This is a genomic window from Streptomyces sp. NPDC048612 (assembly GCF_043199295.1).
GTDB lineage: Bacteria > Actinomycetota > Actinomycetes > Streptomycetales > Streptomycetaceae > Streptomyces.
Genome location: NZ_JBICVV010000019.1, coordinates 126,161 through 143,030, shown reverse-complemented (window position 1 = coordinate 143,030; position 16,870 = coordinate 126,161). Strand labels below are relative to the sequence as shown.

Annotated in this window: 16 protein-coding genes; 7 read left to right on the top strand and 9 right to left on the bottom strand. The window is 72.8% G+C overall.

The genetic code is table 11. From position 1 onward, the window contains the following. Positions 1-35: 35 nt before the first annotated feature. On the bottom strand, positions 36-962 hold the full coding sequence (locus tag ACGFN2_RS26010; protein WP_362605421.1) for an NYN domain-containing protein: 927 nt from the start codon (positions 960-962) through the stop codon (positions 36-38). Between the two features lie 202 nt (positions 963-1,164). Between ACGFN2_RS26010 and ACGFN2_RS26005 the strand changes: the two genes are divergently transcribed. After that, positions 1,165-1,317: a hypothetical protein gene (locus ACGFN2_RS26005; RefSeq protein WP_085925097.1), complete on the top strand. Its 153-nt coding sequence runs from the start codon at positions 1,165-1,167 to the stop codon at positions 1,315-1,317. A gap of 125 nt (positions 1,318-1,442) precedes the next feature. On the opposite strand, the gene ACGFN2_RS26000 is transcribed toward ACGFN2_RS26005, so the two are convergent. The 3 genes from ACGFN2_RS26000 to ACGFN2_RS25990 form a co-directional block, all read right to left on the bottom strand. After that, on the bottom strand, positions 1,443-2,051 hold the full coding sequence (locus ACGFN2_RS26000; RefSeq protein WP_362605423.1) for a MarC family protein: 609 nt from the start codon (positions 2,049-2,051) through the stop codon (positions 1,443-1,445). Between the two features lie 191 nt (positions 2,052-2,242). Continuing rightward, on the bottom strand, positions 2,243-3,097 hold the full coding sequence (locus tag ACGFN2_RS25995; RefSeq protein ID WP_393364390.1) for a PHP domain-containing protein: 855 nt from the start codon (positions 3,095-3,097) through the stop codon (positions 2,243-2,245). Positions 3,098-3,258: 161 nt separating this feature from the next. Continuing rightward, entirely contained in the window at positions 3,259-3,933 is a 675-nt protein-coding gene (locus tag ACGFN2_RS25990; RefSeq protein WP_393364387.1) for a DUF6758 family protein, read from the bottom strand. A 250-nt stretch (positions 3,934-4,183) separates the two neighbouring features. Here ACGFN2_RS25990 and ACGFN2_RS25985 point away from each other — a divergent pair, with 250 nt between their 5' ends. Continuing rightward, a complete protein-coding gene (locus tag ACGFN2_RS25985; RefSeq protein WP_393364384.1) occupies positions 4,184-5,443 on the top strand; it encodes an MFS transporter in 1,260 nt (419 codons plus the stop codon). 99 nt (positions 5,444-5,542) lie between these two features. Here the strand turns inward: ACGFN2_RS25985 and ACGFN2_RS25980 are convergent, their stop codons facing one another. Beyond that, positions 5,543-6,127 (bottom strand): suppressor of fused domain protein, encoded by a 585-nt coding sequence (locus ACGFN2_RS25980; protein WP_393364381.1) that lies wholly within the window; start codon positions 6,125-6,127, stop codon positions 5,543-5,545. Between the two features lie 502 nt (positions 6,128-6,629). Between ACGFN2_RS25980 and ACGFN2_RS25975 the strand changes: the two genes are divergently transcribed. Both ACGFN2_RS25975 and ACGFN2_RS25970 read left to right on the top strand, forming a co-directional pair. Further along, a complete protein-coding gene (locus tag ACGFN2_RS25975) occupies positions 6,630-7,757 on the top strand; it encodes a magnesium and cobalt transport protein CorA (RefSeq protein WP_362605432.1) in 1,128 nt (375 codons plus the stop codon). Positions 7,758-7,847: 90 nt separating this feature from the next. After that, the gene (locus ACGFN2_RS25970; RefSeq protein ID WP_393364378.1) at positions 7,848-8,390 is read left to right on the top strand and encodes a hypothetical protein; all 543 of its coding nucleotides are present in this window, start codon (positions 7,848-7,850) and stop codon (positions 8,388-8,390) included. Between the two features lie 66 nt (positions 8,391-8,456). Here ACGFN2_RS25970 and ACGFN2_RS25965 read toward each other — a convergent pair whose 3' ends face one another. After that, positions 8,457-9,245 (bottom strand): hypothetical protein, encoded by a 789-nt coding sequence (locus ACGFN2_RS25965; RefSeq protein ID WP_393364375.1) that lies wholly within the window; start codon positions 9,243-9,245, stop codon positions 8,457-8,459. A 194-nt stretch (positions 9,246-9,439) separates the two neighbouring features. Between ACGFN2_RS25965 and ACGFN2_RS25960 the strand changes: the two genes are divergently transcribed. Genes ACGFN2_RS25960 through ACGFN2_RS25950 form a run of 3 tightly spaced genes read left to right on the top strand, consistent with a single transcriptional unit; the run spans position 9,440 to position 12,521 of the window. Further along, positions 9,440-10,747 (top strand): magnesium transporter MgtE N-terminal domain-containing protein, encoded by a 1,308-nt coding sequence (locus tag ACGFN2_RS25960; RefSeq protein ID WP_362605435.1) that lies wholly within the window; start codon positions 9,440-9,442, stop codon positions 10,745-10,747. After that, positions 10,737-11,318, top strand: coding sequence for a DUF1003 domain-containing protein (locus tag ACGFN2_RS25955; RefSeq protein ID WP_362605436.1), 582 nt, complete (start codon positions 10,737-10,739; stop codon positions 11,316-11,318). Before ACGFN2_RS25960 ends, ACGFN2_RS25955 begins: the two co-directional genes overlap by 11 nt. Positions 11,319-11,360: 42 nt before the next feature. Then, on the top strand, positions 11,361-12,521 hold the full coding sequence (locus ACGFN2_RS25950; protein ID WP_042148270.1) for an Mrp/NBP35 family ATP-binding protein: 1,161 nt from the start codon (positions 11,361-11,363) through the stop codon (positions 12,519-12,521). A gap of 107 nt (positions 12,522-12,628) precedes the next feature. On the opposite strand, the gene ACGFN2_RS25945 is transcribed toward ACGFN2_RS25950, so the two are convergent. The 3 genes from ACGFN2_RS25945 to ACGFN2_RS25935 form a co-directional block, all read right to left on the bottom strand. Continuing rightward, positions 12,629-13,273: a hypothetical protein gene (locus tag ACGFN2_RS25945; RefSeq protein WP_362605439.1), complete on the bottom strand. Its 645-nt coding sequence runs from the start codon at positions 13,271-13,273 to the stop codon at positions 12,629-12,631. 119 nt (positions 13,274-13,392) lie between these two features. Further along, positions 13,393-13,872, bottom strand: coding sequence for a sec-independent translocase (locus tag ACGFN2_RS25940; protein ID WP_362605441.1), 480 nt, complete (start codon positions 13,870-13,872; stop codon positions 13,393-13,395). Between the two features lie 117 nt (positions 13,873-13,989). Next, positions 13,990-15,876, bottom strand: a complete 1,887-nt coding sequence (locus ACGFN2_RS25935; RefSeq protein WP_393364438.1) for a S1C family serine protease — start codon at positions 15,874-15,876, stop codon at positions 13,990-13,992. Between the last annotated feature and the right edge of the window lie 994 nt (positions 15,877-16,870).

The following is a 16,870-nucleotide window of genomic DNA, read 5'->3' as shown; positions in this document are numbered from 1 at the left end:
CGGCCCCTCCGTCCGGCCGGGGCCACGAGCGCCCGCTAGTACTGCCCCTGGACGTGATCCCAGAAGCCGTCGCGCAGGACCCGCCGCAGGTCGGCGTGGCCGCGCAGGGAGTGCCGCAGCAGCGCCTCCGCCGCGGTCAGCAGCTCCTGGTCGACGGCGCCGGGCAGATAGGGGTGACCGGGGAGCAGTCCGGCCACCCATTCGCGGCCGCGTTCCGACAGCCACTGGGCGGCGACCTGGGCGCCGACGAAGCGCACGTCGTCGCGGCTGGGCGCCGGTCCCTCGCCCGCGGTCTGCTCGCAGTACTCCACACCGGCCCGCCGGGTGACGTACGGCCTGCAGAACTCCAGGTCGAAGGTGCGCGCGCTGTCGACCTCCCACAGCAGCGGCTCGGCCTGGTTGCGGCCGCCGGAGGCCTCGATGCCCCACAGGTGCACCCGGGCGCCGTAGCCCTGTGCCGCCTCCACGGCGGAGACCAGGTCCTCGTCGCCGCCGATCAGCACCGCGTCGCTGATGGCGCGGTGCCGGGCCAGTGACTCCAGGTCCGAACGGATCAGGGAGTCGACGCCCTTCTGCTGGTTGTTGGCGTTGAGGTTGCCGAGCCGGACCTTGACGTCGGGCAGCTCGGCGATCCGCTGCTGCTCCTGGGTGTGGATGCGGCGGCGGGCGCCGTCGTACCAGTAGACGCGCAGCAGCCGGCTGTCCGGGAAGATCATCCGGGCCTTGTCGATGAAGGCCTCGATGAGCGCCTCCGCATCCAGGTCGAAGGCCTTGCGGTCCTCCGTGCCGGTGACCAGGCGGCCGGCCGCAGCGTAGACGTAGCCCGCGTCGACGAAGGCGGCATGGGTGGAGGGGGTGGTGGCGACCTCGGCGAGCACGCGGGTGAGCAGCTCGTTGGTGCGCTCGATCCCGGCGGCGAGCGCGGCGAGGTCGGTGGGGCCCGTGGGCTGGACGTCATTCATACCGGTCCCATTGTCCGGGCGGTCACTCTGCGGACACAACCGCTCTCGGGCAGGCGTAGTTAGGCCGTCGAAATTTTTCTTTAGCGTAGGGAATGATTGCCCTGGGTAGGGCGTTCTACCAAGTACGGAGCGCCCGGCAGCGACGCCGGGCAGCACCTGCCCAAGAGTTCTCCGCAGGAGGATCAGACGAAGGGAGAAGCCGTTGCGCTTCGAGATCATGCGCCTGGACGATGTCGACGGCACCGCCGTGGACAGCACCGTCGTGGACGCCGCCTCCGTCAACCGGATCGTGCAGCAGGCCGCCTCGACCGGCCAGCGCATCTACATCCGCCCGGCCGACACCGCCGTCCGTTAGTCACCGACACGCCGCCCGACGATGCGAAGGCGACGGCGGCCGGCGAGACCGGCCGCACCGCATGAGCGCCCCCGTACGCGATGTCCGTACGGGGGCGCCGTGCGTTCCGCTGCGGGGTGCCGGCGTCAGGCCGCCGACTGGATCACCTGCAGCACGCCGTTGATGATCTGCTGCACGGCGAGCGCCGAGAGCATCATGCCCGCCAGCCGCGTGACCAGGACCACTCCGCCGTCCTTGATCACACGGATGATGACCAGTGAGAACCGCATCACCAGATAGAGCACGACATGGATCGCGGCGATCGCCGCCCAGACGGAGACCTGCCCGGCGACGCCCTGGGCGTGCTGCACCGCGAGGATCACCGACACGATCGCGCCCGGCCCGGCCAGCAGCGGCATCCCCAGCGGCACCAGCGCCACGTTGACGTCCTTGGTCTGGGTCGGCTCCTCCGACTTCCCGGTCAGCAGGTCCAGCGCGACCAGCAGGAGCAGCAGACCGCCCGCGATCATCAGCGCGGGGGTGGAGATGTGCAGCCGCCCCAAAATCTGCCGGCCGAAGAGGCCGAAGAGGGCGATGACCCCGAAGGCGACGACGGCCGCCTGCCAGGCCATCCGGCGCTGCACCTTGGCCGGCCGGCCGGAGGTCAGGGCCAGGAAGATCGGGGTGATACCCGGCGGGTCCATGATCACGAACAGGGTGACGAAGAGGGTACTGAAGACGGCGACGTCGAACACGGTGATGGCCTTGCGAGAGGTGGTACGGGACGAGCACGGACCGGCGCGGCGGGCGCGGGCCCGTAAGAGGGAGGGAGGGAAGGAGGGGGCGGTATGCGGCCGCGCCCTGTCCGGTGCCCGGCCGGGTGCGGCGCGGTGGGTGACGGCCCCGCGGACCGGGGCGCGCGGTGCGGCAGCCGGCCGCGGCGGGCTCAGCCGCCGGTGCCGGGTACGGGGAAGGCGCCGGTCGCGCGGCGCACGATCTCACCGTAGATCTCGGGGTCGGTGGTGTATTCGCCCAGGCGGCAGGTCTTGCGGCTGCCGTGGTAGTCGCTGGAGCCGGTGGCCAGCAGGCCGAGGTCGGCGGCCATGCCGCGCAGCCGGGCGCGGGTCGGGGCGTCGTGGTCCATGTGGTCGACCTCGATGCCGTCGAGACCGGCCGCGGCGAGTTCGGCGATCACGCTCTCCGGGACGCAGCTGCCGCGCTTGACGGCCAGCGGATGCGCGAAGACGGTGACCCCGCCCGCCGCCTTGACCAGCCGGATCGCGTCGAACGGATCGAGTTCGTGCTTCTCCACGTACGCCCGGCCGTCGTTGGCGAGCCACTCGGAGGTGAAGGCGTCGGAGACGGTGGGGACCAGGCCCAGGTCGACGAGGGCGGTGGCGATGTGCGGCCGTCCCACGGCGCCGTCCCCGGCGATCCGGGCGACCTGCTCCCAGGTGACCGGCACCCCGAGATCCCGCAGCTTGGCGACCATGCCCTGGGCCCGCGGCACCCGGTCGTCGCGCACCAGCTCCCGCTCCCGGGCCAGCTCCGGCTCCTCGGGGTCGAAGAGGTAGGCGAGCATATGGAGGCTCACGCCGTCGATCCGGCAGGAGAGTTCGGCGCCGGTGACCAGTGTCAGTCCGCCGGGCAGTGCCGCCCGCGCCTCGGCATAGCCGCCGACGGTGTCGTGGTCGGTCAGCGCGACGACGTCCAGACCGGCGGCCGCGGCGTTGCGCACCAGCTCGGCGGGGGTGTCCGTACCGTCGGAGGCCGTGGAGTGGGTGTGCAGATCGATGCGCACGACGCGGACTCCAGACTGCTGCGGGACGGACGGGGACGCAGCCCGGGAGACACCGGGTGCAGGTACACCGTAAGGGGACCCCAGAAGAATACCGGGCGGCCGGGTGGCACCGGCCGCCCGCCAGGCGCCGCGGTGTCCCGCGCGGTCAGCCGTCGCGGCCGTCAGCGGGCGGCGTCACGGCCGTCGTCCGTCGTCCGGGAGCCCAGAATCCGCGGCGAGAGCGCCCCGCACGGCAGCAGATCCACCTCGGCACCGGCCTCCCGCAGATCGGTCAGCACCAGCTCGTCGTACATCATCAGCCCCGACTGCTCGGGCCAGGCGACCGCCCAGAGCCACAGCCCGCGTGCCTCGCCCGCGAAGACCGCGCGGTCCGGGGGCGCGTCCTCGACGTGCCACAACGGGGTAGGGCGGCCGGCGGCGAGCACCTTGGCGTGCGGGTGCTTGTCGACGCAGATGTGCGGACCGGGGTCGGGGCCGTCGATACCGGCGTAGCGCGCGCCGAGTCCGACGCCCAGCTCCTCGGCGATCAGCAGGAGTTCGCCGGGGCCGCCGAGCGGGCCGGGGCCGGTGCAGGCCACCGCGGTCGCCCGGCCGCCGCTGCGGTCGTCGCCGGCGCAGGCCACTCCGGTGAACAGCCAGCCGACCGGCAGCGGCCAGGGCATCCATACGGGCACCTGCGCGCGGTGCACGACGACGCCGAGCGCCTCGACGCTCGGCGGGACGACCGGCTGCAGTGGATGCACGGTGCCGTGCAGGGCGCACTGCCAGGTGTCGGAGAAGAGACCGGGCGCCCTTACCCGGCCTCCGCACTTCGGGCAACTGGGTTCGCCCCTCATAGGGACCAACGGTCCTCCAGCCCCGCCCCCGCGTCAAGGACGATCACCCGACCGGTGTGCCCCGAATCACTTACGGCGCCGCGCAATTGACCGCGCCCCCGGTCCGCGCACCCCTCCGGAGAACTAGTTGCACCTTGCATTCTTTAGATCGCCTAACTTATTGTGTGTAAACGTCAACGATCTCGGCGGCGGCGCCACGTCCACCGCCGGCCGGGGACACGCAACCGGCGACAGAAAGGAGAACCGCAGCATGAGCGGCACGGAGAACGGCGCCCACGGCGGCACGGACGATCCGTTCGAGGAGGGCGGCGGCTCGCTGCTCCGCCAGCCGATGGCCGTCTGGGCCACGGCGGGCGCCTCGGTCGTGGCCTTCATGGGCATCGGCCTCGTCGACCCGATCCTCCCGTCGATCGCCCGCGGCCTGCACGCCACCAACAGCCAGGTCTCGCTCCTCTTCACCTCCTACTTCCTGATCACCGCGGTCGCGATGCTGATCACCGGCTTCGTCTCCAGCCGCATCGGCGGCCGGAAGACCCTGCTGGCCGGGCTGGCGCTGGTGGTGGTCTTCGCGGCGCTCTCCGGCCTGTCCGGATCGGTCAGCGAACTGGTCGGCTTCCGGGCGGGCTGGGGCCTGGGGAACGCCCTGTTCGTCTCGACGGCGCTGGCGGTCATCGTGGGCGCGGCGTCCGGCGGGAGCAGCACCGCGATCCTGCTGTACGAGTCCGCGCTGGGGCTCGGCATGGCCTGCGGGCCGCTGCTGGGCGCGGTCCTCGGCGACCTGAAGTGGCGCTACCCGTTCTTCGGCACCGCCGTCCTGATGGCCATCGGGTTCATCGCCATCGCGGCCTTCCTCAAGGAGCAGCCGAAGCCGGCCGCCAAGACCTCACTGCTCGCCCCGGTCAGGGCCCTCGGCCACGGCGGGCTGGCCGCCACCGCCGTCTCCGCGTTCTTCTATAACTACGCGTTCTTCACGGTGCTGGCCTTCACCCCGTTCGTGCTGAACATGTCCCCCTACGCGTCGGGCGGCGTCTTCTTCGCCTGGGGTGTGCTGCTCGCGGTGTTCTCGGTGCTCGTGGCGCCCCGGCTCCAGCACCGCTTCGGTTCGCTGAAGGTGCTGTGCGGCTCCCTGCTGCTGCTCGCCGCCGACCTGGTCGTACTGGGCTACGGCGACCACACCACCGCCGTCGTGTGCACCGTGCTGTCCGGCGCCCTGATCGGCCTGAACAACACCGTCTTCACGGAACTGGCGCTCGGCGTCTCGGACGCACCGCGCCCGGTGGCCAGCGCCGGCTACAACTTCGTGCGCTGGTTCGCGGCGGCGGCCGCGCCGTTCCTCGCGCCCAGGATCGAGGAGTGGACCGACATCCACGTTCCGTTCGTGGTCGCGGCCGTCGCGGCGGTGGCCGGCGCCGGTGTCGTCGCCGTCCGCCGCCGGGCGCTGACCACCGGGGCTGCGGAACAGGCCCCGCGGCACGCGACGGAGGACGGGATCACGGCCCTCGCCCGGTGAGACGCACCGCGACCGCCCCGCCCCCGTAAGGACACTGACGCCCCGTCGGCCCTCCCTGTTCGAGGGTCGACGGGGCGCGGTGCCACCTCCGCTCGCCGGTCAGTCGAGCGGAACGCCCGCACGCAGCGGATCACGCAGATCCGTGCCGTGCTCCAGCCAGCGCTTCTCCAGGGCCTCGGCGCCGTGCACCCGCTTCCAGGCCGCCTCGTTGGGCGTCATCGGCAGCAGCGGCAGGAAGCGGACCGGCTCCCTCGGCTCGTCCAGCGCGAGATCCTCGACCAGCCCCCCGGGCGAGGCGACCAGCACCGAGGTGAAAGCAGCACCCGGCCACAGCGGTTCACCGACGTCCAGCGAGGCCCCGGGCGCCACGATCACCCCTTCGACCTGCGGGGACGCGGCGAGCACGGCGAGCGGCCTGAGCACCTTGTCGGTGTCGGCGCGGCCGGTCCGTACGGACAGCACGAGTTCGGCGCGCGGACCGCGCAGCGGATCGGCCAGCACGGCCGTGGGGTCGGCCATGGGCTGCGCGGACATCCCGAGCGTGGCGTAGCGGACCACCCCGCTGTCCACGAAGCGGAGGACCTCGATACGGTCGGTCCCGAGAAAGGTGACGGCGGCGCGCGCGTCCGGCTCGCCCAGGGTTGTCCGCAACCGGGCCTCGACCAGCTCAAGAACGTCAGACATGGCGCGAGCATACGGCCGGCCACTCGGGCGTCCGTCACCCCTCGGTGCACTGCTGTGCGGCGCCCCCGTTCTTCGTATGGAACGGGCAAAGGGGCACCGTGACGCGTCAGGCGGCTGATAGCCTTGCCGTCTGCTCAGGGAATGACGTCGTCCCCCAACGGGGACCGGCCGGAGGAGGTGGGGCTGCGGTGGATCCGAGTCGACCGTGCAGTACCGATAGTTCTCCCGTCATCCCGCTCGCGCAGCGAATCTCCTGATCCGAGAGCTTCCGTACCCCGCCGCTCAGCGGTGAAACCAGGGAAGCACCTTTGCGCCGGACGTAGATGACGGAAGAGCGCCCTCGACTCTTTGTTCCGTGTTTTCTGCGAACTGCCGTCAGTGTCACCGCACGGAGCGCCGCCCGCTTTGCGGACGTACAGCCGATGACGCCTCGTACGTCCACGTTCCGGGCAGCGTTGCCCCCCGCGCCCGCGCTGACGGCCGGCCCGTGAAGGAGCCTGCCATGTCGATGATCCGCGACCTGCGCGCCGCCGTCCGTCCCTCCCGGCGGCGCGACGACCCCTCGTACCACTACTCCGCGTCCGCCCCTGCCTGCCCGAACAGCGCCATCGTCGACTGCGGTGTCTACCGCGAGGGCCGCCGGGTGAGCGACCACGTCACCCCGGCCGAGGCGATGGCCGGCGTGCGGGCCGAGGGCGGCTTCGCCTGGATCGGGCTGCACGAGCCCACCGAGGCCGAATTCGCCGGTATCGCCCAGGAGTTCGGGCTGCACCCGCTCGCCGTCGAGGACGCCGTGCACGCCCACCAGCGGCCCAAGCTGGAGCGCTACGACGAGACCCTGTTCACCGTCTTCAAGACGGTCCACTACGTCGAGCACACCGAGCTGACAGCGACCAGCGAGGTCGTGGAGACCGGCGAGGTGATGTGCTTCACCGGCCGGGACTTCATCGTGACCGTGCGGCACGGCGGCCAGGGGTCGCTGCGCGCGCTGCGGCACCGGCTCCAGGACGACCCGGACCTGCTGGCCAAGGGTCCGTCCGCGGTGCTGCACGCCATCGCCGACCAGGTCGTCGACGGGTACATGGCGGTGGCCGGTGCGGTGCAGGACGACATCGACGAGGTGGAGATCGACGTCTTCAGCTCGGGCACCAACGGCAAGGGCACCGGCGCCAAGGGCTCCCCCAAGGGCGGCGACGCCGGCCGGATCTACCAACTCAAGCGTGAGGTACTGGAGTTCAAGCGGGCGGTGTCGCCGCTGCTGCGGCCGATGCAGCTGCTGAGCGAGCGTCCGATGCGGCTGGTGGACTCCGACATCCAGAAGTACTTCCGGGACGTCGCCGACCACCTGGCGCGGGTCAACGAGCAGGTGCTGTCCTTCGACGACCTGCTCAACTCCATCCTCCAGGCCAATCTCGCGCAGGCCGCCGTGGCGCAGAACGAGGACATGCGCAAGATCACCGCATGGGCGGCGATCTTCGCCGTGCCCACGATGATCGCCGGGATCTACGGCATGAACTTCGACTACATGCCCGAGCTGCACTGGAAGTTCGGCTATCCGGCCGTACTGATGGCGACGGTCGCCATCTGCTTCGGCATCCACCGCGGGTTCAAGCGCAACGGATGGCTGTGACCCCGGGTGCCGGTGCGGGCGGGGCGTCCGCACATCTCAGCGCCTGGGCGGCCCCGGTCGCCCGCGGCCGGGACGTTTAGGCTGAGCCGTATGACGGAGACCGTGTCGCAGGCCCTGCACGATCGGGCGCTCATCGAAGAGGCCACCAAGAAGTCCGGCCTCATCTGGGTACGGGGGACGGCCGGCCCGTCCCGTGCGCTGTGGCATCTGTGGCTCGACGGGGCCGCCTGCCTGGTCGGGGACGGCGCCGGTGAGCAGCCGCTGGCCGGCCTCGGGCTGACCGACGGCGGGACGGCGACGGTGACCGTACGCAGCAAGGACAAGGGCGGCCGGCTGGTCGCCTGGGAGGCCCGGGTCGTCGAGCTGACGCCGGAGGGCGAGGCCTGGCGGGCCGCGGTCGACGAACTCAAGGGCAAGCGGCTGAACGCGCCGGACGCGGACACCCTCACCGAGCGCTGGGCGCGCGAGTGCCGGGTGCTGCGGCTGGAGCCCGCCGGGGAGGCCGTACAGCGCCCCGGGCGGATGCCGGAGGAGTCGCACGCCGCGCCGCCGCCGGCGACCTCCGCGATCACCCGGCGGCCCGTACCGGCGGCGCTGCCGAAGCTGCTGCTGCGGCGGGGCCGCAAGCGCTGAACCCGGGGCGCCGGGACACCGCCGCACGCCTGGCACGGCGGGGGTCCCGAGCGGCGGGCCGGTCCGTCAGCTGCCCCCGCCGCCGGAGATCCGGCTGCCGTAGTCGACGACCTGGTCCTCGTCCGGGGCCTTGAGGTCCACGGTCTTGCCCCACTCGCCCATCCGCACCACGCCCGCGTCGCCGGCCCGGTGCAGCCGCAGCGGGTAGGGCGTGCCCTCCAGCGAGACGTCCAGGGTGCCGCCGGAGCCCGCGCCGCCGCTGACCCGGACGGTGCGGACCCCGTCGACCTCGCCGCGGTCACCGGCGGTCAGCTTGCCGTGCAGTCCGAGCAGACCGGCGAGCAGGGTGTCCTTGTCGGTGAAGCCGCTGAAGCGCTGGTAGACCGGGTCCTTGGCGGGCACCTTCACGTATTTGCCGCCGAGCTTGTCCGCCGCCTGGTCGGGCGTGCCCGGCTTGCCGCTCTTCTCGCCGGCCCAGAAGGCCGCGTCCGCCTTCAGGTAGAGCGCGTCGCCGACCCGCAGCAGCTGGAAGGCGGCCGCCTTCGTGGTCAGCTCGCCCTTGGCGCCGTCCTTCGCCAGGCTCATGTCGAGCTTGTAGGTGCGGCCCTGGCTGACGACGTTGCCGGCGAGGTGCACCGTGTCGGCGCGCTGGGCGGCGGCCCGTGCCTTGGCCTCGATCTTCGCGGCGGGCAGCTTCCCCACGCCGTTGGTGCCGGCGTCCGGGTTCTCCTCCCCGCCGCAGCCCGTCAGCGCCACGGCCAGTGCCGCGCAGGCCGCCCCCACGAGCGCGGCCCGTCCCGTCCGACGGGTTCCGGGCAGCGGTCGGGGGCCGGACCCCGGGGGGATTGCGCTCACGTCGGCTCGGCCTCCTGATGCGGGTGATCTCGGCAGCAGTACGGCAGCGTACCTGGGCCGCGCCGGTCGTCGGCGGGGTGCGGGGCAGTCACCCTACGGCCGCTTTCACCGGGGCGGCGCGGACCGGGGCGCGTTAGCCTGAACCCGGATCGATGCCTTAATTCGGGCCGAACGGGAGAAGGGCGGCGCTCGGCATGGCGGTCGTGACTCCCCGGGTCTTCGTCTCCCATCTCGCCGGCAGCGCCGTCTTCGACCCCAACGGCGACCAGGTCGGCCGGCTGCGGGACCTGGTCGCCCTGCTCCGGGTCGGCGACCGGCCGCCGCGGCTGCTCGGGGTGGTCGTCGAGGTGATCAGCAGGCGAAGGATCTTCGTCCCGATGACGCGGGTGACCGGGGTGGACTCCGGCCAGATCGTGATCACCGGTGTGGTCAACATGCGGCGCTTCGAACAGCGGGCGTCCGAGACGCTGGTGCTCGGCGAGCTGCTCGACCGGCGGGTGCGGCTGGTGGAGACCGGTGAGGAGGTCACCGTCCTCGACATCGGCATCACCCAGCTGCCGGCCCGCCGGGACTGGGAGATCGACAAGGCCTTCGTACGGAAGGGCAAGGGCGGGGCGCTGCGCCGCAAGGGAGAGGCGCTGACCGTGGAGTGGTCGGCGGTGACCGGCTTCTCGCTGGAGGAGCACGGGCAGGGCGCGGAGAGCCTGCTCGCCACCTTCGAACAGCTGCGGCCCGCCGACCTGGCCGGGGTGCTGCACCACCTCTCCCCCAAGCGGCGCGCCGAGGTCGCCGCGGCCCTCGACGACGACCGGCTCGCCGACGTCCTGGAGGAGCTGCCGGAGGACGACCAGGTGGAGATCCTCGGCAAGCTCAAGGACGAGCGGGCCGCCGACGTCCTGGAGGCGATGGACCCGGACGACGCCGCCGATCTGCTCTCCGAACTGCCCGAGGAGGAGAAGGAACGGCTGCTGGCGCTGATGCGGCCGGAGGAGGCCGCGGACGTGCGGCGGCTGATGTCGTACGAGGAGCGGACCGCGGGCGGGCTGATGACCACCGAGCCGATCGTGCTGCGCCCTGACGCGACGGTCGCGGACGCGCTGGCCCGGGTCCGCGACCCGGACCTGTCCCCCGCCCTGGCCGCCCAGGTCTACGTCTGCCGGCCCCCGGACGAGACCCCCACCGGCAAGTACCTGGGCCTGGTGCACTTCCAACGGCTGCTGCGCGACCCGCCGTTCACCCTCGTCAGCTCGATCGCCGACACCGATCTGCCGGCCCTGCCACCGGACACCCCGCTGCCGGAGGTGACCAGCTATCTGGCCGCGTACAACATGGTGGCCGCGCCGGTCGTGGACGAGAGCGGGGCCCTGCTGGGCGCGGTCACCGTCGACGACGTGCTGGACCATCTGCTGCCGGACGACTGGCGGGAGGACGGGCTGCACGCTCCGGCGACGGCCGGACTGACCGGCGACGGCGGCCCCGGAAAGGCCGGGCATGGGCGCTGAGGAGCGGGACGGCGGCCGGGAGCGGTCGCGGGCCAACGGCGCCTCCGCGCTGCGCCGGGGCACCGCGGACCGCCCCCGGGTGCGCCTCGACCAGCCGCGCGCACCGCGCCGTACGTTCCTGCCCGAGTACGACCCGGAGGCCTTCGGGCGGCTCTCGGAGAAGATCGCCCGCTTCCTGGGGACCGGCCGCTTCATCGTCTGGATGACCTTCACCATCATCGTGTGGGTCATCTGGAACACCACCGCGCCCAGCGGGCTGCGGTTCGACCAGTACCCGTTCATCTTCCTGACGCTGGCGCTGTCGCTCCAGGCCTCGTACGCCGCGCCGCTGATCCTGCTGGCGCAGAACCGGCAGGACGACCGCGACCGGGTCACCCACGAGCAGGACCGCAAGCAGAACGAGCGCTCCATCGCCGACACCGAGTACCTGACGCGGGAGATCGCGGCGCTGCGGCTCGGGCTCGGTGAGGTCGCCACCCGCGACTGGATTCGCTCCGAATTGCAGGACCTGCTCCGGGATCTGGAGCTGCGGCAGCCGGCCGACGCGGAGAGTGACGAACGCGACCGCTGACGGCCTTTCCGGAGGCACCCTCACGCGCCGTACCATCGGGGCATGGCTACCGACACGCCCCATGGCGCCACCCCGAGCGAGGACGCGGTCCGCGAAGCGCTCGCGACGGTGAACGACCCCGAGATCCACCGCCCCATCACCGAGCTGGGGATGGTCAAATCGGTGGACATCGCGGCGGACGGCGCGGTGGCGGTCGTGGTCTACCTCACCGTCTCCGGCTGCCCGATGCGCGAGACGATCACCAGCAACGTGCGGGAGGCCGTCGAGCGGGTCGAGGGCGTCACCTCCGTCGCCGTCGAGCTGGACGTGATGAGCGACGAGCAGCGCAAGGAGCTGGCGGCCTCGCTGCGCGGCGGCACCGCCGAGCGTGAGGTGCCGTTCGCCCAGCCCGGTTCGCTGACCCGGGTCTACGCCGTCGCCTCCGGCAAGGGCGGCGTCGGCAAGTCGTCGGTGACGGTCAACCTCGCGGCGGCTATGGCGGCCGACGGTCTGAAGGTCGGTGTCGTGGACGCCGACATCTACGGCCACTCGGTGCCCCGGATGCTCGGTGCCGACGGCAAGCCCACCCAGGTCGAGAACATGATCATGCCGCCGTCGGCGAACGGCGTGAAGGTCATCTCGATCGGCATGTTCACCCCGGGCAACGCCCCGGTCGTCTGGCGCGGCCCGATGCTGCACCGCGCACTCCAGCAGTTCCTCGCCGACGTCTACTGGGGCGACCTGGACGTCCTGCTGCTGGACCTGCCCCCGGGCACCGGCGACATCGCCATCTCGGTGGCCCAGCTCGTCCCGAACGCCGAGATCCTCGTGGTCACCACCCCGCAGCAGGCCGCCGCCGAGGTCGCCGAGCGGGCCGGTTCGATCGCGGTGCAGACCCACCAGAAGATCGTCGGCGTGGTCGAGAACATGTCCGGGCTGCCCTGCCCGCACTGCGACGAGATGGTCGACGTCTTCGGCACCGGCGGCGGCGAGCGGGTCGCCGAGGGCCTGACGAAGACGACCGGCACTCAGGTGCCGGTGCTCGGCGCCATCCCGATCGACGTCCGGCTGCGCGAGGGCGGCGACGAGGGCAAGCCGGTCGTGCTCACCGACCCGGACTCCCCCGCCGGCTCGGCGATCCGGACGATCGCCGGCAAGCTGGGCGGCCGTCAGCGGGGCCTGTCCGGCATGTCGCTGGGGATCACCCCGCGCAACAAGTTCTGAGACCGCGAAGGCGCTGCGTCCGGTGTGGCCGCGGCGCCTTCCGGACGACGCGGAAAGGGGCGGGCCCGTACGGGTCCGCCCCTCGCTGTTGCGCCGCTCCGGCCCGGTCAGCCCTCGTACGCGGACAGGTCCTTGATCACCGAGAAGCCCAGCCCGTAGGCGCTCATCCCGCGCCCGTAGGCACCGATGTGCACCGCCTCGGGGCCCTCGCTCGCCGAACCGGCCAGCACCCAGCCGTACTCGGACTCGCGGTAGGCGAACGAGGTCGGCACCCCGTCCACCGGCAGCATCAGCTCGTTCCAGCTGCCGCCGCCGAGGTCGTCGGCCAGCTCCCAGGCGAGCATCGTCTGCTGGTCCAGCCAGTCCTGGCGGAGCGTCCGGTCCATCTGGGTCGGCCAGGTCTGCGCGAGCAGCCCCGAGCCGGCGAGCCAGGCGGCCGTCGAGACCGAGGTCGCCTCCAGGACGCCGGTGCCGTCGCCGCTGCGCCGCACGGGACGGCTGGCGACCGTCACCACCACCGCGAACCGCTCGTCCTGCGGCGGCTCCACCTTGATCGTCGGCTCCTCGCCATGGCCGGTGGCACCGTGCTCGACGGTGCCGTCGGCGGCCGCCCCGACCTGCATCAGCCAGCGCGGACCGGTGAACGCCTCGTCGAGGCCGTACCACGGGAACGCGGCCAGCAGATAGCCGTCGACCTTCCGGCCGGCGCCGGCGGCCGCCTCGTGTGTCGCTGACGGACTGGTCGTCTCCATCTGCGCGGAGCCTCCTTGTTGCCCTGCGTCGTGGGCGGCCCGCCCCCCTCAGGCGACCGAACCCCGGACACCCGGAGCATAGCCACTGGCGTCCACGCAGACAGTCATACCGGTGTGTGTCAGGTGGCGTCGGCGTCGAACGGCGGACGCTCGTCCGGCTGAGCGGCCTTCTTGAGCAGGTCGGGGCGCCCGGCGGAGGCGGCCGGGGACTCCTTGGACAGGCTCGGGCCGGAGCCGTTCGAGGGCGTGGCGGAGGAGGCGCCCTCGTGGCCGTGGACGGCGTCGGTGACCTCGGCCATCTCCTTCTTCAGGTCGAAGCCGTTACGGATCTCCTGAAGGTCCTTGAGGCCGTACTCGTCCTTCTCCAGGACGTGCTTGCGCACGAAGTTCTTGGGCTTGAGGTCCTCGAACTCGAAGTCCTTGAACTCGGGCCCCAGCTCGCTGCGGATGTCTTCCTTGGCGCTGTCCGAGAACGCCCGGACCTTGCGGACGAAGGCCATCACGTCCTGGATGACCTTGGGAAGCTTGTCCGGACCGAAGATGAGCACGGCAAGGATCACGAGCGCCACCAGCTCGAGGGGTCCTATGTCGAAGAACACCGTGCAGCTCCTTGGGTTATCCGAGGCCTTCAGTGGCCTAGGGGCCAGGCCGCCTATCACGGTACCTGGCCCCGCGCGTCGGGCGGGAGTCGCCCGTGCCAACACCGTGCAAACGAGTCAGTCCGTGCTGGAGGAACCCAGGCTGAGCCGGACGGACCGCTCCTTGCCGCCCCTCTGGACGGTCAGCTCCAGCGTGTCGCCGGGACGGTGGCTGCGGATCTTGACGATCAGCTCCTCACCGCGGTGCACGGGAGCACCGTCCACCTTGGTGATCACGTCGCCGGCCTTGATCCCGGCCTTGGCGCCGGGGCCGCCCGGGAGGACCGGCTGCCTGCCGTCCTTGCTGCGCTCGCTGACCCGCGCCCCGTCGCCCGCGTACTCCATCTCCAGCGTGACGCCGATCACCGGGTGGGTCGCCCTGCCGGTGTTGATCAGCTCCTCGGCCACCCGCTTGGCCTGGTTGACGGGTATGGCGAAGCCCAGTCCTATGCTGCCGCCCTGGCCCTGGCCCTGGCCCTCGCCGTCCTGGCCACCGCTGCCGTCGGCCGCGCGGATGGCGCTGTTGATGCCGATCACCCGCGCCTTGGCGTCCACCAACGGGCCGCCGGAGTTGCCCGGGTTGATGGGGGCGTCGGTCTGCAGGGCGTCCACATAGGACACATCGCTGCCGTCGCCCTTCTGGCCGCCCGCGGTGATCGGGCGCTGCTTGGCGCTGATGATCCCGGAGGTGACGGTGTTGGCGAGGTCGAACGGTGCGCCGATCGCCACCACCGGGTCGCCGACCCGCACCGAGTCGGAGTTGCCGAGCGTGAGCGGGTGCAGCCCCGCGACGCCCTCCACCTGGACGACGGCCAGGTCGTAACCGCCGTCCCGGCCGATGACCCTGGCCTTGGCCGTCTGGCCGCCGCTGAAGGTCACCGAGATCTCGCCGCCGCTGCCGGCCGGTTCGACGACGTGGTTGTTGGTGAGGATGTGGCCCTGGTGGTCGAGGACGAAGCCGGTGCCGGTGCCCTGTTCGGCGCTGCCGCGCACATGGAGGGTGACCACGCCGGGCAGCGCGGTCTGCGCGATCCCGGCGACGCTGTCCGGCTCACGGCCGCCGTCCTCGGCCTCGGACTGCGGCAGCATGATGTCGCTGAGGCCGCCGTAGCGCTCGACGTACGCGCCGACGCCGCCACCGACACCGCCCGCGAGCAGGGCGAGCGCCACCGCACCGGCGATCAGCGGCCCGCGCCGCACGCGGCGGCCGGACGGCGGCGCGACGGGCCCGCCCTGCAGCGGCGCGCTCCAGGGGTCGTACTGCTGCCAGGCGCCCTGAGGCGTGTGCCCGGGGGCGCCGACCGGGGCGTGGTCGGCCGGGACGTGGTCGGTGGGGAGGGCGCCCGGTCCGTGGCCGGCGGGACCCGTGGTGCCGGGCTGCGGGGCGGCCGTGCGGTGCGCGGCCGCCGAGGCCGGGCGGGGGCCGCCGTCGCCGGGGTGCGGGACGAAGGCGCCGTCCGTGCCGTCCGGCGCCGCGTCGGGCCCGGGGGCGGGTGCGGGTGCGGGTGCGGGGGCGGCGGGGTCCAGGGGAGCGGGCTGTGCGGCGGCGGGCCCGGAGGCGGCGGCCGCTTCGGGGGCGGGCTGCGGGGCGCCGGTCTTCTGAAGGTCGATGCCGTGGGGTACGGCAGGTTCGGCGGCGGGGCGGGGGTGTGCAGCGGCGGGGGCCGGGCCCGGGTGTGGCTGCTCGGCGCCCGGGGCGAGCGGCGCACGCTCCGCACCGGGGGCGGCGGGCGGCGTAGTGGGCGGCACGGCGGACGGCGGCGCCTGCGGCGGGCCCGGGTAAGCGGCGCCGGGCATCGCGGGCTGCGGGGCGGCCGGGGCGCCGTACGGGGGCAGTTGGCCGGCCTGCGGCGGAAGCACCGTGCCCTGCGCGGGCGTCGCCGTCGGCCGCTGAACGGGCGGCGCGGGCGCCCATGGCCCGGGCCCACCGTAGGGAGGCGTGCCGTACGGGTCCTCGGCGTGCAACGGCTTCTGCTGCCGCTGCGACGCCGCCCCTGGAACCTCGGCCTGGGGTGGAGCCGTGGGGGGCAGGGGGGTGGGACTGGGGGTGGTGGCAGGGGTGGCGGCTGTTGTGGGGGTGGCGGCGGTGGTGTCCGGGGCGGGCGTGGTCTCGTCCCGGGTGTCAGCGCGTAGCCGGCCGAGCGTCATGGTCGACGGAGCCGGACGCGCACCGCCGGCCGGGGCGTCCACGGCCTGGCCGGCGGTCTCCTGGTGCGCCCCATCTGCGGCCATGACCTCCTGCGTCACCGCCAGCTCATCGCCGCTTGCGGCCGATTCGGACGCCCCGCCCGCCGCAAGCGGCTCGGCCCCTCCGGGCGACGCTGAGGACGTGGACGACGCCGAGCCGTTCCGAGCCTCTGGCGGACGCACCACCCAGTCCTCCGACTGCTGCCCAGCAGAGGCATCCCGGGTGTGGGGCAGCTCGGCAGTCAACTCCTGCTCCGGGTCAGCCGCTTCGGCCACGTTGTCCGCCGCAGCCGCCTCGGCATCTCCGGGCGACGCGGACGACGCAGACGACGCCGAGCCGTTCCGAGCCTCCGGCGGACGCACCACCCAGTCCTCCGACGACTGCCCAGCAGAAGCACCCCGGACATGGGGCAGCTCAGCAGTCAACTCCCCTTCCGGATCAGCCATTTCGGTCACTTGGGTCGCTTGGGTCCCTTGGCCGGCTTGCCCCGCGTCAGCCACCTCGGTACCGGACGCCGCACCGGTCGGCCCGGACCCGTCCGCCGAGCCCGCCGTGCCGCCCTGCGCTTCGCCCCGCTCCACCCGCTCCGGTCGCTCCGGCGGGCGCACCAGCCAGTCCTCGTCGCTGCGGACGTCGGACGGGCCGGAGCCCCCGGCCGGTGTCCCGTCCGCCGGGCCGCCGGTGGGCGGCGCCGTCTGCGGGCCGGTCTCGGCGGACGGTCGTGTGCCCGGACGGCTCCACCACTTCAGCTTCGGCCCGGCGGCCTTACCG

Coding starts and splice junctions, on each gene's coding strand:
- ACGFN2_RS26010 (WP_362605421.1), bottom strand. CDS start 962: ATGAATGACGTCCAGCCCACGGGCCCCACCGACCTCGCCGCGCTCGCC.
- ACGFN2_RS25950 (WP_042148270.1), top strand. CDS start 11,361: ATGGCTACCGACACGCCCCATGGCGCCACCCCGAGCGAGGACGCGGTC.
- ACGFN2_RS25985 (WP_393364384.1), top strand. CDS start 4,184: ATGAGCGGCACGGAGAACGGCGCCCACGGCGGCACGGACGATCCGTTC.
- ACGFN2_RS25990 (WP_393364387.1), bottom strand. CDS start 3,933: ATGAGGGGCGAACCCAGTTGCCCGAAGTGCGGAGGCCGGGTAAGGGCG.
- ACGFN2_RS25975 (WP_362605432.1), top strand. CDS start 6,630: ATGTCGATGATCCGCGACCTGCGCGCCGCCGTCCGTCCCTCCCGGCGG.
- ACGFN2_RS25980 (WP_393364381.1), bottom strand. CDS start 6,127: ATGTCTGACGTTCTTGAGCTGGTCGAGGCCCGGTTGCGGACAACCCTG.
- ACGFN2_RS25945 (WP_362605439.1), bottom strand. CDS start 13,273: ATGGAGACGACCAGTCCGTCAGCGACACACGAGGCGGCCGCCGGCGCC.
- ACGFN2_RS25955 (WP_362605436.1), top strand. CDS start 10,737: ATGGGCGCTGAGGAGCGGGACGGCGGCCGGGAGCGGTCGCGGGCCAAC.
- ACGFN2_RS25970 (WP_393364378.1), top strand. CDS start 7,848: ATGACGGAGACCGTGTCGCAGGCCCTGCACGATCGGGCGCTCATCGAA.
- ACGFN2_RS25960 (WP_362605435.1), top strand. CDS start 9,440: ATGGCGGTCGTGACTCCCCGGGTCTTCGTCTCCCATCTCGCCGGCAGC.